This is a genomic window from Bacillus sp. AFS017336 (assembly GCF_002555445.1).
Lineage (GTDB): Bacteria > Bacillota > Bacilli > Bacillales > Bacillaceae_G > Gottfriedia.
The window spans coordinates 21499-36046 of sequence record NZ_NUCO01000015.1; the positions used below are offsets into that span (position 1 = coordinate 21499).

Here is a 14548-nt window from a genome sequence, read left to right on the forward strand (position 1 = left end):
TGCTTTATCTGTTTTTAAATTTTAACATTATTTCATGTAAGCTCCAACTTGTTACTAATTTTTAATTTTTTCTTTTTATATGATATGGTAAGATAGATTAGTTGATTTGATCGAAATAGTAGGAGGCAGTTTATGTCAGATTCAAAATTGCTACGTGGTACCTTCATATTAACTGCTGGTACATTTTTTATAAAATTTCTTGGAATGATTTATACATTCCCTTTTTATGCGTTAGTTGGTTCAAAAGGGTCTGCATTATATAATTATGGTTACGTTCCATATACATTATTTATCAGTATAGCTACTGCAGGTGTTCCGTTAGCTGTAGCAAAGTTCGTTTCCAAATACAATGCAATCGAAGAATATGAAACAAGTAGGAGGCTGTTTCATGCAAGTCAGTTGCTCCTAATTTGTACAGGTATTCTGTCATTTTTAACACTGTATATTATTGCACCTTATATAGCACCGCTTATGATTCCAACAGATTCGAAAGGTAATAGTGTAGAAGATGTAGTATCAGTTATGAGAATAGTTAGTACTGCATTAATTTTAGTACCTTCTCAAAGTTTATATAGGGGTTTTTTCCAGGGACATCAATCAACAGGTCCAACTACTGTTTCTCAGTTAATTGAACAAATTGTTCGTATTGTATTTACTTTAGTTGGAAGTTATTTAATCCTAAAAGTATTTGGTGGAACAATAACTCAAGCAGTTGGTTTATCAACATTTGCAGCTACGATCGGTGCTGTAGGTGGAATTTTAAACTTACTTTGGTATTGGAAAAAACGAAAAGTACATTTAGATGAACTTCTCCCGAAATCAAAAGGATTAATTTATCCGACTAAAATGGTAATGTTTAAAGAATTATTTTCATATTCAATTCCGTATGTATTTGTTGGACTTGCAATCCCGTTATATCAATTAGTTGATCAATTTACTTACAATAGGGCAATGGAAGCCATTGGATTAAAAGATATTGCAGAGAATACTTATGTAATGTTTTCATACACGAGTCACAAACTAGTTATGATTCCAGTTTCTCTAGCAACAGCATTCGGTTTAACACTTGTACCTGCAATCACTGAAGCTTTCGTAAATAACAATCATAAAAAACTACAAAGTCAAATTACCCAAACCTACCAGGTTGTGTTTTTCTTAACTCTCCCTGCTGTAGTAGGTATTTCGGTATTGGCTGAACCAATTTATAGTGCTTTTTATCAAAAAAGTACACTTGGTGGAAGTATTTTAGGTTTTTATGCGCCAGTAGCATTACTTTACTCACTTTTCACAGTAAATGTGGCAATATTACAAGGTTTAGATAAACAAAAATATGCGATTATTGGATTAGTTGGCGGAGTAATTATTAAAATAGTGTTGAATGTACCACTAATTTATGCATTTAAGACATATGGTGCAGTATTAGCGACAGCATTAGGCTATTCATTTTCAATCGTATATAATTTCTATTATATCCGTAAACACGCTAATTTCTCATTCAATAGAGTGTTTAGACGAATATTCTTTATGATTATTTTATCTTTACTAATGGCTGCAGCAGTTTTTGGCGTTGAATATTTATTAGGCTTCTTTTGGACTTATAAAGATGGTCGAATTATTTCAATGTTCCTAATTATCATCGGTGCAGTGATCGGAGCGGTAGTTTATCTAGGAGTTGCATATAAATTTAATTTATTTGAAATTATATTAGGTACTCGCTTGCAGAATCGTTTTAAGTTCGGAAAAAGAGGATAAAACATATGGTGAACCGTCTTTTAGGAGTGGTTCACCTTTTTTACACATTAAGAAAGAATAAATTAACGGCAGATGAATAGTAATAGGTGCATCAAAGCTTTCGTCGTTGCCAAAGTCTTGCCAATCGGCGGGATTCTTTAATTTTTAATTAGAAAGAAAAGGTGTTAGTTAATGAGAATTGATAAAATTTTATCCAATATGGGATATGGAAGTAGGAAAGAAGTTAAATCTTTACTAAAACAAGGTGTTGTAAAAGTAGGGGACAATATTGTCAAAAGCCCAAAAGAGCATGTAGATATTGAACAACAAGTAGTAACGGTAAACGGTGAAGTAGTAGAGTATAAAGAATTTGTGTATTTAATGATGAACAAGCCTCCAGGTGTTATATCTGCTACAGAAGATTCAGAACATGAAACAGTTATCGGATTATTAGAATATGAAGATATAATTTTCGAACCATTTCCAGTTGGTCGTTTAGATAAGGATACAGAAGGTTTGTTATTAATAACGAATGATGGTCATTTGGCGCATCAACTACTTTCTCCAAAAAAACATGTACCAAAGAAGTATTACGCAACGATTGATGGAATTGTAACGGAAGACGACATTAAAGCATTTGAAAAAGGTGTAACTTTAGAAGATGGTTATTTGACGAAACCAGGTTATTTAACAATTCTTAAATCTGACGCGGAATCAGAAATAGAATTAATTATTATGGAAGGTAAGTTCCATCAAGTAAAAAGAATGTTTGAAGCAGTCGGAAAGACAGTTACTTATTTAAAAAGACTTGAGATGGGTCCTTTAAAATTAGATGAGGAATTAGAGTTAGGTGAATATAGAGAATTAACTGATGAAGAGATCGACATGTTAAAGTCTGTTAACGAAGAAAAATAATAGATGTAGGGAATGTGAGCTTTGATTGTTACATTTCCTAAATTTGTGAATAAGAATTAATGTAATGAAGACAAGAGCCAAAAGAAAAACAAAAACCCTTGATAAGACGTCAGACAAGACATCATGGGTTTTTGTTTTTCTTTTTAAGAAGAAGCTTTTACTTTTTTCCCTGTTACGGCCCATTTTCCCCTACTTGGACTATAAACTAGATTATTAAACTCTAAAATGTTTAAATCTCGTTGGATTGTTCTAGGTGTTATACCAAACTCCTCCACTAGGTCTTTTGTAGAAACGGTGCCATTTTCGCTAATATACATGTAAATGGCTTTAATTCGAGTCAGCATTCGAGAAGTTCCAGAATTCAAAAAACCACTCCTTTACCTACCGCATTGTTTCATAACAGGTTAGTTAAGTATTTTACTAGAAAGCTTATATTTTCATTTTACTCTTTTTCGGTAGTTTCATAACGAAATTTATGAAAATAATACAAAAATTTAATGAAAATTTGCGCAAACGTAATCATTTAGCAAGTTTAAGGTAATATATTCTACAAAGAGTGTCATATTCCTTCTTTTTTCGTTCCATTTATGAATAAATTATGTTTAAATTTTAAAAGATGTTAAACTATTTATATTAAAGGAGGTATTTCTATGACACAAATTAATTGGATGGAAGAAGTTTTAAAACGTAAAGAAGACTACCTTAAGCAAACGATTGAGCTTCTGAATATTGAAAGTGTATATGATGAGTCAACAATTTCAAAAGAAGCACCGATGGGCAAAGGGATTAATGAAGCACTTACATACATGTTAAATTTAGGTGAAAAAGACGGTTTTATTCCAAAAAATGTTGATGGATTTGCTGGCCACTTAGAAATGGGAAGCGGTGAAGAATTAGTAGGTATTCTTTGCCATTTGGATGTAGTACCTGCTGGTGATGGCTGGTCTCATGATCCATTTGATGCAATTATTAAAGATGGAAATATTTATGCACGAGGTGCAATTGACGATAAAGGTCCTACAATGGCTGCATATTATGCGATGAAGATTGTAAAAGAATTAGGGCTTCCTATTAATAAACGTGTACGAATGATTCTTGGAACAGATGAAGAAAGTCAATGGCGCTGTGTAGACCATTACTTTGAAAATGAAGAAATGCCAACGATGGGCTTTGCTCCAGATGCAGATTTCCCGATTATTTACGCTGAAAAGGGAATATTAGATATTAACTTCAACCAAGTACAATTATCTGAAGATAATGAGAGTGTGTATAAATTAGTATCGTTCTCTTCAGGTAGAAGAGTAAACATGGTACCTGATCATGCAAAAGCAATCGTTTCAGGACCAAGCTTTGATCAAGAAGCTTTTACAAAACACATTAGTGAATTAGGATGTATTGCTCAAATATCTGAAGAAAACGGCAACCAAGTTTTAGTTGTAGAAGGCGTTTCAGTTCATGGCATGGAGCCAGATAAAGGTAAAAATGCTGGTATTGCATTAGCAAGCTTCTTAAACCAATTTGGTTTTAATGTAAATGCTGATCGTTTCTTAAACTTTATCGTTGAAAACTTCAAAGGTGATTCACGTGGTAAAAACATGGGTGTTGCGTTTAATGATGATATTACTGGTGATTTAACAATTAATTTAGGGATCATGCAATATGAAGAAAATAAAGGTGGTACATTTGGTTTAACTTTACGTTACCCAGTGACAACTAATATTGACTTTGTTATTTCAACACTTACTGAACGTGGAAATAAGTTTAGCTTTGAATATAATGAAATTAAAAATTCAACCCCTCACCATGTACCAAAGGATCATCCTTTAATTCAAACTTTACAAAAAGTATATGAAGAGCAAACAGGTGAAGAAGCGACATTATTAACAATCGGTGGAGGTACATATGCACGCTCATTAAGCGCAGGCGTAGCTTTCGGACCGTTATTCTTAGGTAAACCAGAAGTAGCTCATCAAAAAGATGAATATGCTGAAATTGATGATTTATTAAAAGCGATTGCAATTTATGCTCAGGCGATTGCTGAATTAGTTAAATAAAATAGTAAAAGTAAGGGGAGAAAAATTCCTCCCCTTTTTTATGTAGGTTTTTAGGAGTTGAAGATTATTTTGAACACAGTACAAGCACGTAAAAATAGCATCTTACTAATTTTTAAGGGCTATTATTTTTGTTTATTTTTTGCAATAGGATCGCTAGGACCGTTACTTTCTTCATACTTTAAAAATGTGTTGGATTTGTCAACTTCACAAATTGGCATCTTAATGTCTCTTACGCCGATCGTTGCAATTTTTTCACAGCCTCTATGGGGAATGCTTAGTGACATGACGCTAAATCCTAAAAAAATGTTGCTTATAGCGCAAGTCTCCACAATTGTAATTGCACTTTTCTATTCTACAATCACTTCGTATGGCATGCTTTTATTTGTTGTCGTTTTGTTATCAATGACGCAAAGTGCTTTAATTCCTCTTTCAGATAGTATTGCACTGAATTATGTCCAAAAAATTGGTGGGAATTACGGAGCTATTCGATTATATGGCTCAATTGGATTTGCTATTGCTGTATTAGTTTCGGGAAGATTAGCTGAGTTATTTGGTTTAGCAATTATATTTTTCATATTTGCATTTTGTGTTTTAGTTGGTTTAGGCATTTCAATCTTTATTCCAAATGCTACGACCATTAGTAAAAGGGAGCCAATCTTAAAGGGTGTCCCAATTTTGCTATCTAATAAAAGATTTTTGCTATTTTTAATTTGTGCCTTTTTAGTTTTTGGACCAATTAGTGCAAATAATACTTACTTCGGTTTATATATTCAATCCTTAGGTGGAACATTAACAGGTATTGGTATTGCTTTTCTAATTTCTGCAGGAAGCGAAGCGCCTTTTTTACAAGTAGCTAAACGATTAATTAATCGTTTTGGGATATATAATATATTAATTGCAACCGCTTTAGTATCGGCTTTAAGATGGTATTTTTATTTTACAAATCCTCCGATGCCTATCTTATTTTTATCTTGTCTTACACAAGGATTATCAGTTGGATTATTTATTCCTGCGGCTCTCCAATTTGTAAGAGAACAAGCACCAGATTCTTTAAAGGCAACAGCCGTTACAATTTATTCTGGTTTAGGCTTAGGAATGGGAGAATGGTTCTGTACTTTTGTAAGTGGGTTTATATCAGAGGCATTTTCAATTAAAGCAATTTATATTTTATTTGGAACGCTTAGTATAGTTGCAGTTGGTATCATGCAATACTTAAAAAAGGATTCAAATATTAATCATAAAAAGGAGATTGCATGAGTTGAGTGAACATTATTTTCTTGCTGTTCCTTTGCCAATACAAATTAAAGAAAAATTAGATGATTTTTCACAAAAGTGGGTCGGAAAATTACCATTTAAAAAATGGACTTTTAAAGATGATTTTCATATTACTTTATCATTTTTAGGCCCAGTTACATATACCAAAAGTGTAGAACTAATGGATCAATTAAAAGAAGAGCTTGATGATTTCAAAAGCTTTAGCTTGACCGTCCAACATTTAGGGATATTTGGGAATGACGCAAAGCCACGTGTATGGTGGTTTGGTCTTGAAAATAGCATTGAATTAATCAATCTACAACATAGAATAAGTAATATATGTGAAAAAATTGGATTTTCAGTTGAAAAACGTTCTTATAATCCGCATATTACAATCGCAAAAAAATATAATGATATATTCGATAAAGAATTTAAGGTCCCATTTACCTGGGAGGAAGATCCACTAAAATTTGAAGCGGATGAAATCATTTTATATAAGATTCAACCTTCTAAGAAACCAAGTTATCAAAGTGTAGCGTCAATTAAATTGAAGTGAACAAATTGGCAAAATCTTGGGGGAATTGGTGAAATAAGACTAAGATCTTGCTTCGTTAATTGATGGATTTGAATCCATTTTACCTATTTGTGAATATACTAATCATATCGATGGAAATAACGAAAATATTAATCAGTCGTTTTTTATAGTAAAGTTTTAAATTTACAGTCTGGATGGTGAATAGCGTTGTTTCATATTAAAAGGGCTTACGAAGCTTATATAGATGGATTTCAAGAAATAACAATGATTATTCCCAAATCGAACAAACATACAGTGCATTCTTATTTTGAACTAATTTATGAGGATAATCGGAAAACTAAGCTTCCTATTGTTACACGAATAGAGTTTGAAAGGTTTATAAAATATACTGTTTTCACACCTGAGGATCTTTTATTAGAAAACAAGTATGAGATTGAAGATGAATTTGGGGTGCGTACAGATTTACAAGTTGGCGGTGTCATACGTTCAAATGATTTTGATGAAAAATATGCTTATGACGGAGAAGATTTAGGTGCGAGTTATTCAAATCATTCCACGCAATTTAAGCTATGGGCACCAACTGCATCGAAGGTTAAATTAAGAATTTATCAAAGTCATGGTGATGAAGAAAAATTTACTGAAAAGTTAATGGAACGTGACGGAAAAGGGACATGGAAAGTAATAATCGATCAAAATTGTGATGGGTTAGTTTATAACTATTTAGTATGTGTAAATCTGATTTGGCGAGAAGCAGTTGACCCTTACGCTAAAGCAGTGACTTTAAATGGTAAAAATGGTGTTGTAATTGACTTGTCTAAGGGTAGCCATGTTAGTAAGGTAAATAGTCCTCCACAAAGTAAGTATACGGATTGTATTATTTATGAAGCTAGTATAAGAGATTTTACTTCACACCCATTAAGTGGAGTTCATAAAAAAGGATCCTTCGAAGGATTTCATGAAAAAGGTACTACTTACAATGAATTATCAACAGGGTTGGATTACTTATGCCAATTAGGTGTTACACATATTGAACTTCTGCCATTCTTTGATTTTGAGGGGATAGAAGAGAATAACCCATTCCAAAGCTATAATTGGGGCTATAATCCGTTAAACTTTAATGCACCAGAAGGTAGTTATAGTTTAAAACCGGAAGAACCGATGACAAGGATCACTGAACTAAAAAGACTTATATCAGTTTATCATGAGCATGGATTACGGATTATCATGGATGTTGTTTATAATCATGTTTACGAATTACAAACTAGTAATTTTGAAAAAATTGTGCCTGGATATTATTTTAGACAGGATGAACGAGGTTTACCTTCGAATGGCACTGGAGTAGGGAATGATTTTGCATCTGAAAGATTGATGGCAAGACGTTTTATTCTTCAATCGCTCAAGTATTGGACTGAAGAATATGACATCGATGGGTTTAGGTTTGATTTAATGGGAATTTTGGATACGGATACAATGAATCAGATTGTAACTGAATTGACAATCTTAAAACCAGAAATGATTATTTTTGGAGAAGGCTGGGATTTGAATACTTCATTAAGTCCTTCATCTCGAAAAGCAACAATCAACCAAAGTCATCAATTATCAAAGATTGGATTTTTTAACGATAAATTCAGGGATGGAATAAAAGGAAGTACTTTTTCGGTTCAAGAAATAGGATTTATCCAAGGGAAACTTAATCATGATTATTTGTCCGATCTACTATTGGGTAGCGTCGGGATTAATAACCAGGTATCTTTATTTCAAGAGCCTTATCAATCAATAAATTATGTTGAATCGCATGATAATCACACTATGTGGGACCGTTTGAAGCTTTCAAATGGAAAAGATAGTGAAGAATTACTAAAGAAGAGACACATACTTGGCACTAGTATTGCCTTGTTTTCATTTGGAGTACCGTTTATTCATAGCGGGCAAGAGTTCTTTCGAACAAAGGAAGGTATAGAGAACAGTTATAATTCAGGGGACACTGTTAATAGCATTGATTGGGCTAGAGCAGAACGTGAATCGAGTTATATAAATATAGTAAAAGAGTTTATTGCAATTCGAAAGCGCTTTAATTGCCTCCGTTTTTCTTTAAAAGAAGAAATAGTAAAGCATATAAAGTCAGTCAATGTCCATCAAAATATAATTGGCTACCGCATTAGTGGTCTAGAAGAGCTTGACGGTGTTAAAGAAATAATGGTGTTATTTCATAACGGCCTAAAGGATACAACTATTGATCTCGGAAATAAAGACAATTGGGAATATGTATGGGATGGTAATAAACATTATGTTGAAAAAGGGATAAAAGCTGAATGTAATAAATTACCAATACCATTACTTTCTACTGTTGTATTAGTAAAATACTAGCAACTACTTGCAGATTCTAATTAAACGATGTAAACTTGTAAAAGGTGGCTTATTACAGCTAATTGTAATAGGCTATCTTTCTTTTTGTAATAAAATAATTTTAAAATACAAACATATATAACAACAAGGAACGGATATCAATGGATAATCATATACAAGAAATACTCGGAAAAGAATGGACAATCTCGCCAGCCGGTGGTTTCACTGGTGAAGCGTATATAGCTGAAAACAATGATAAGAGATTATTTCTTAAACGAAATTCATCTCCTTTTTTAGCAGTTTTATCAGCAGCTGGTTTTGTTCCAAAATTAGTTTGGACTAGAAGACTAGAAAATGGTGATGTACTTACTGCTCAAGAGTGGGTGATCGCACGTAGTCTTGAACCTTTCGAGATGTCTGCGAAAGGGGTTGCGCAATTCTTATATCGTATCCACTCTTCCAAAGAATTGTTATATATGTTAACGAAGCTAGGGATTAATCCATTAGAACCTCAAGATTTACTTCAAACAATTGTAGGAAATTTAACTGAGGAATTTACACAAAGCCAGATTATCGTTAAAGGCATTGAATATTTAGAAGAAAATATGCCATCTTTTGACCCAGAAGACTTAGTTGTTTGTCATAGTGATTTAAATCATCATAATTGGTTATTAACTGAGGCGAATAATTTATATTTAATCGATTGGGATGAGGCAATTATTGCTGATAAAGCATTTGATTTAGGTATGTTTTTATTTACTTATGTAGACCAAAACGACTGGGGAAAATGGTTACGTAATTATGGAATAAAATTAACAGATGAATTATTGAACCGAATGACTTGGTATGTTGTTGCTCAAACAATCATCTGGATCAAATGGTACACTTTGCGTGAAAATGAAAAGCAGACTCAAAAAATGAAGAGCCTGCTTGAGAAAATATTAGACTTTAAATAAAAATTTCCTCGGAAATTGTCATAGATTAAGAATACGTATTGAAATCCGACACCCATTGAGAGAGTTGATTTTGATGGTTGTTAATGTGCTGGTCTAAATCAGAAGAGTACTTTCCGGACTGACTGTAATAGTAAACATCATTTAGCATAGCTTTTACATCATCTGTTACTTGATCGTTTGTTAGTAAAGATTGAACAAGTCTTTCAAGTTGCTCACATTCTGATACAGTTCCACAGCAATCTGATTGGTGATTCATTAAAATATCGCGTAAAATTGTTAATTGATGCTCATGATTTAAAGGCATAAATTCACATCCTTTTTTTAATAAGTACACTTGAAATAGTTTGTGTTACACGATATGATTTTATACTTTACCTAAATAACCGAGTGCCATTATAGTGCTTGGTTTTTTTTATGAGAAGATACAAATTGCAAAATCGAGAGGGAGTAAAAAAACTTATGAGATTAAGACATAAGCCCGGCGCGGCAGATCAAATAAAGCAATATGCTCATTATGTAATTCCAAATCCGAGCGAGCAAAAAGGAAATTGGAAAGATGTATTCCAAAATGACCAACCGATTCATATTGAAGTTGGTACTGGAAGAGGCCGTTTTATGATAGGTATGGCAAAAGCCAATCCTCATATTAACTATATTGGAATTGAGAAGTATACAAGTGTAGTTTCAGATGCTTTAGATAAATTAATTGAAGCGGAAGTTCCAAATTTAAAACTTTTAAATGTAGATGCTCAAAAATTAACGGATTTCTTTGCAGACGGAGAAATAGATCGAGTTTATTTAAATTTCTCTGATCCATGGCCAAAAGTTCGTCATGAAAAGCGTCGATTAACATATAAAACGTTTTTAAGTATGTATCAACAAATTTTAAAAAATGATGGAGAAATTCATTTTAAAACAGATAATCAAAGTTTATTTGAATTTTCAATTATGAGTATGGCTAACTATGGAATGACGATGCATTTCTTAAGTTTAGACCTTCATAACAGTGAGTTCGAAGGCAATATCATGACAGAATACGAAGAAAAATTCTCGTCAAAAGGTAACCGCATTTATCGAGTAGAAGCTGCGTATAGAAAGTAAGGATAAGGAAAAGCAGGATAAGGGCTAGAGAAAGGCTTTATAAGACTTTCTTGACCTGATATCCTGCTTTTTTTATCTTCTACTGTTTGGTTGCGAGTGCGCTCCATTGATCTGTTTCAAAACTAATGATCGTCTCGTCTTCTATAATGATATTATAATAAGATCGAATATTTTCTGGAGCTTGTAGGAGCATAGACGTAACCGCCAATTTATGAGCTTCAGTTGGGGCCATTCTATCTAGCCAGGAATTAAAAGGATGTTTTTTCTTTCTTAGAATGTCTTGTTCTACTTTGAGCCCATGTTCCTCAAATAATGTTCTCCACTGGGCTTTAGTAAGACATTTGACGTGACTTGGGTCCCTAATTGCTTCAGCAAGATTGATAAAATCGGACAATGTTTTGTCATTAGGTACGATATTGTCAATTAATAGGAATCGTCCATTTGGTCGCAATACGCGTGAGACTTCCCGAATAAATGCATCTGGGTTTGGAAAATGATGGGGGGCGATACGACAAGTGACAATGTCAAATGAGTTCTTTAAAAATGGAAGTTCCTCTGCATCAGCCAATACATAGGTTACATTCTGTATGCCCTTTTCGGTCAAGTGGATACGTGTAGTTTCAAGCATTTTCTCTGTTATGTCTGTTGCAGTTACGTTTTTCACAAATGGTGCCAATGTCTTTGCTACATGTCCACCCCCAGTAGCGATATCAAGTACGACATCTTCAAGCGTGGGTTGCAAGAATGTAACTGCATTAATAAGATCCTCACCATTCGCATGACCTTCACTTAAAACGTACTTTTCTGCATTTTTACCAAATTGACCTTGAACACGCTGTTTGATGAATTCTTTGTCTGCCATTCTCTTTTCTCCTCTCATTTTGCACGTTAATTATGTTTACTCAAATCCATCTTAATCCACCTTAAACAATAAGGAAATTACCATTTGTTTATGAATGTTGATAAGTTATTCTTATGATTTACTATTTTTCATTTGACTCAAATTGCCATTTTTGATATAGATTTTGAATGTTAAATTTTAAAATTTTTAGCTAAATAAACAGAAAGCAAACTCGCTCATTCCTGAATTCACTTATCTTTTCCTTAACCCAGGCTTATAATATTCAGTAAATTTAAAAAAGTGGTATAATATTTACGTCTATTAAAATAGAAGGGGGATTAGTATGGAGCTATTAAAGATTGGAACTTGTACAATTCAGTGGCTTACTGGAGGAAACACCCAATTAGATGGTGGAGCGATGTTTGGAGTTGTTCCAAAAGCACTTTGGTCTAAAAAGTATGTTGTTAATGAAAAGAACCAAATTCCATTACGAACTGATCCAGTATTTATTCAAACAAATGGTTTAAATATTATCATTGATAGCGGAATTGGTGTGAACAAATTAAATGAAAAGCAAAAAAGAAATTTTGGGGTAACAGAGGATTCTGCAATCGAAGAATCATTAGCGAAGCATGGATTAAAGCTAGATGATATCGATTATGTCATAATGACTCATTTGCATTTTGATCATGCAAGTGGATTAACGAAATTTGAAAACGGTGAATTTAAACCTGTGTTTTCAAAGGCAAAAATTATTACTTCCGAAATCGAATGGGATGAGATGAGAAATCCTAATATCCGTTCAAATAATACATATTGGAAAGAAAATTGGGAAGCGATTCAAGATCAAATTATTACATTTGAAAATGAATATGTTCTATCAGATGAAATAACGATTATCCATACAGGTGGCCATAGCGATGGACATAGCATTATTAAAATAGAAACTGAGAATGAACTATTATTGCATATGGGGGATTTAATGCCTACACATGCGCATCAATCTCCGTTATGGGTGATGGCGTATGATGATTATCCAATGACATCAATTTATGCAAAAGAAAAATGGGTCAATTTTGGAATGCAAAAAAATTCTTGGTTTACCTTTTATCACGATGATGTGTATAGAGCAATAAAATGGAGCGCTGAAGGACAAGTATTACAGTCGATCGAACGCTCCAAATAATTTGTATATCGTTTTTAAACAATTTGAGCTGAAATTAGCTCGCCGTTTACAGCATTAATGATGAATGAATAGTTAGTAGTATCATTGTCTGATTCTACTACTGTAAAACCACCTTCATAAACATCACCTTCATAATCTGGTAAGTCAGCCCACTTTGGTTCTGAGTGAATCCAAGTTCCAGTTACATTGCCATATGAAAGAAACACTGGTTTAATTGTTTTTAATGCTTTTTCTGCTGGAATATATTGTGAAGATAATTTTTTTTGTAAATATAGACCACCAGCAACACCTAAACCTAAGCCAATTAGGACGCGTTTAAGTTTCATTTGTACCACCTCTATTTAAGTATTATGCGCTTGAATAAATATTCTACTACTTATCTTAGTCAAATAGAGGCAACTTTTCAACGTTTAGCATTGGTATTATATGTTATTTTTAGATAAAATAAAAAATGGAAGATATGTTTTGTATAGAGAGGAACGAAAATATGAATCAAGATACTCTACAGCTTTTTAAGTTTTTAACAGAATTACAAGGTGCATCAGGATTTGAGCATGAAGTTCGTCATTTTATGAGAAAAGAACTTGAGAAATATACGAATGAAATTGTACAAGATCGCCTAGGAAGTATTTTTGGAGTTAAACGTGGAACTGAAGATGGACCTACTGTAATGGTAGCGGGACATATGGATGAAGTTGGATTCATGGTTACTCAAATTACGGAAAACGGGATGTTAAGATTTCAACCACTAGGAGGTTGGTGGAGTCAAGTATTGCTTGCTCAAAGAGTTCAAATTATGACAGACCAAGGTCCGGTTATCGGAGTAATTGGTTCAATTCCTCCGCATTTATTAAGCGATGAGCTAAGAGCTAGACCAATGGACATAAAAAATATGTTAATTGATATCGGTGCAGATAACAAAGAGGATGCCTTAAATATTGGTATTCGTCCAGGTCAACAAATTGTACCTGTATGTCCTTTTACGCCTATGGCTAATGAGAAAAAAATTATGGCTAAAGCTTGGGATAACCGTTACGGTTGTGGACTTGCGATCGAATTATTAAAAGAAGTTCAAAATGAAACATTACCTAATATTTTATATTCAGGTGCTACTGTTCAAGAAGAAGTTGGACTTAGAGGCGCACAAACTGCAGCAAATATGATTAAACCTGATATTTTTTATGCACTTGATGCGAGCCCTGCAAATGATATGTCGGGTGCGAAATCTGAATTTGGTCAATTAGGTAAAGGTGTTTTACTACGAATTTTAGACCGTACGATGGTTACACATAAAGGAATTCGTGAATTTATTTTAGATACTGCAGAAACGAATAATATACCTTATCAATACTTTGTATCACAAGGTGGAACAGATGCTGGACGAGTACATGTTTCAAACGATGGTGTACCTTCTGCTGTAATTGGTATTTGTTCACGCTACATTCACACAGCGGCTTCAATTATTCATGTTGATGATTATTTAGCTGCGAAAGAATTACTTGTTAAACTAGTTAAAGCGACTGATAAAACTACTGTTGAAACACTGCGTAATTATTAAGCTAAGGAGCCTCAGCATTGGGGCTTCTTTTCTTTTTTGAGCAATAAAAGAGATTAGTCTAAATTGAACGG

The 14548-nt window shown here is 33.3% G+C and carries 14 protein-coding genes; 10 read left to right on the forward strand and 4 right to left on the reverse strand.

Going from position 1 to position 14548, the window contains the following annotated elements; translation table 11 throughout:
- Window positions 1-132: 132 nt before the first annotated feature.
- The gene (locus tag CN601_RS07235; RefSeq protein WP_098170628.1) at window positions 133-1752 is read left to right on the forward strand and encodes a putative polysaccharide biosynthesis protein; all 1620 of its coding nucleotides are present in this window, start codon (window positions 133-135) and stop codon (window positions 1750-1752) included.
- Between the two features lie 171 nt (window positions 1753-1923).
- On the forward strand, window positions 1924-2646 hold the full coding sequence (locus CN601_RS07240) for a pseudouridine synthase (RefSeq protein WP_098119539.1): 723 nt from the start codon (window positions 1924-1926) through the stop codon (window positions 2644-2646).
- 143 nt (window positions 2647-2789) lie between these two features.
- Here CN601_RS07240 and CN601_RS07245 read toward each other — a convergent pair whose 3' ends face one another.
- Window positions 2790-2990 (reverse strand): DeoR family transcriptional regulator, encoded by a 201-nt coding sequence (locus CN601_RS07245; protein ID WP_056473526.1) that lies wholly within the window; start codon window positions 2988-2990, stop codon window positions 2790-2792.
- Window positions 2991-3296: 306 nt separating this feature from the next.
- Here CN601_RS07245 and pepV point away from each other — a divergent pair, with 306 nt between their 5' ends.
- The 5 genes from pepV to CN601_RS07270 all read left to right on the forward strand — a co-directional run bounded on the left by pepV (window position 3297) and on the right by CN601_RS07270 (window position 9791).
- Window positions 3297-4700 (forward strand): dipeptidase PepV, encoded by a 1404-nt coding sequence (pepV, locus tag CN601_RS07250; RefSeq protein WP_098170629.1) that lies wholly within the window; start codon window positions 3297-3299, stop codon window positions 4698-4700.
- Window positions 4701-4769: 69 nt separating this feature from the next.
- The gene (locus CN601_RS07255) at window positions 4770-5957 is read left to right on the forward strand and encodes an MFS transporter (protein WP_179865477.1); all 1188 of its coding nucleotides are present in this window, start codon (window positions 4770-4772) and stop codon (window positions 5955-5957) included.
- Between the two features lies 1 nt (window position 5958).
- Window positions 5959-6510, forward strand: coding sequence for an RNA 2',3'-cyclic phosphodiesterase (thpR, locus tag CN601_RS07260; RefSeq protein ID WP_179865478.1), 552 nt, complete (start codon window positions 5959-5961; stop codon window positions 6508-6510).
- 186 nt (window positions 6511-6696) lie between these two features.
- Window positions 6697-8856 (forward strand): type I pullulanase, encoded by a 2160-nt coding sequence (pulA, locus tag CN601_RS07265; RefSeq protein WP_098170631.1) that lies wholly within the window; start codon window positions 6697-6699, stop codon window positions 8854-8856.
- Between the two features lie 140 nt (window positions 8857-8996).
- Window positions 8997-9791, forward strand: a complete 795-nt coding sequence (locus CN601_RS07270) for a phosphotransferase family protein (protein ID WP_179865479.1) — start codon at window positions 8997-8999, stop codon at window positions 9789-9791.
- A gap of 25 nt (window positions 9792-9816) precedes the next feature.
- On the opposite strand, the gene CN601_RS07275 is transcribed toward CN601_RS07270, so the two are convergent.
- Window positions 9817-10095 carry a YtzH-like family protein gene (locus CN601_RS07275; protein ID WP_098119534.1) on the reverse strand — a complete coding sequence of 93 codons (279 nt, stop codon included), beginning with the start codon at window positions 10093-10095 and terminating at the stop codon, window positions 9817-9819.
- 155 nt (window positions 10096-10250) lie between these two features.
- Here CN601_RS07275 and trmB point away from each other — a divergent pair, with 155 nt between their 5' ends.
- Window positions 10251-10892 carry a tRNA (guanosine(46)-N7)-methyltransferase TrmB gene (gene trmB, locus CN601_RS07280; protein WP_098119533.1) on the forward strand — a complete coding sequence of 214 codons (642 nt, stop codon included), beginning with the start codon at window positions 10251-10253 and terminating at the stop codon, window positions 10890-10892.
- Window positions 10893-10971: 79 nt separating this feature from the next.
- Here trmB and CN601_RS07285 read toward each other — a convergent pair whose 3' ends face one another.
- Entirely contained in the window at window positions 10972-11754 is a 783-nt protein-coding gene (locus CN601_RS07285; protein ID WP_098170632.1) for a class I SAM-dependent methyltransferase, read from the reverse strand.
- 322 nt (window positions 11755-12076) lie between these two features.
- Between CN601_RS07285 and CN601_RS07290 the strand changes: the two genes are divergently transcribed.
- The gene (locus tag CN601_RS07290) at window positions 12077-12919 is read left to right on the forward strand and encodes a YtnP family quorum-quenching lactonase (RefSeq protein WP_098170633.1); all 843 of its coding nucleotides are present in this window, start codon (window positions 12077-12079) and stop codon (window positions 12917-12919) included.
- A 14-nt stretch (window positions 12920-12933) separates the two neighbouring features.
- On the opposite strand, the gene CN601_RS07295 is transcribed toward CN601_RS07290, so the two are convergent.
- Window positions 12934-13245: a PepSY domain-containing protein gene (locus CN601_RS07295; RefSeq protein WP_056473349.1), complete on the reverse strand. Its 312-nt coding sequence runs from the start codon at window positions 13243-13245 to the stop codon at window positions 12934-12936.
- A gap of 161 nt (window positions 13246-13406) precedes the next feature.
- Here CN601_RS07295 and CN601_RS07300 point away from each other — a divergent pair, with 161 nt between their 5' ends.
- Entirely contained in the window at window positions 13407-14477 is a 1071-nt protein-coding gene (locus CN601_RS07300) for a M42 family metallopeptidase (protein WP_098119530.1), read from the forward strand.
- Window positions 14478-14548: the final 71 nt, after the last annotated feature.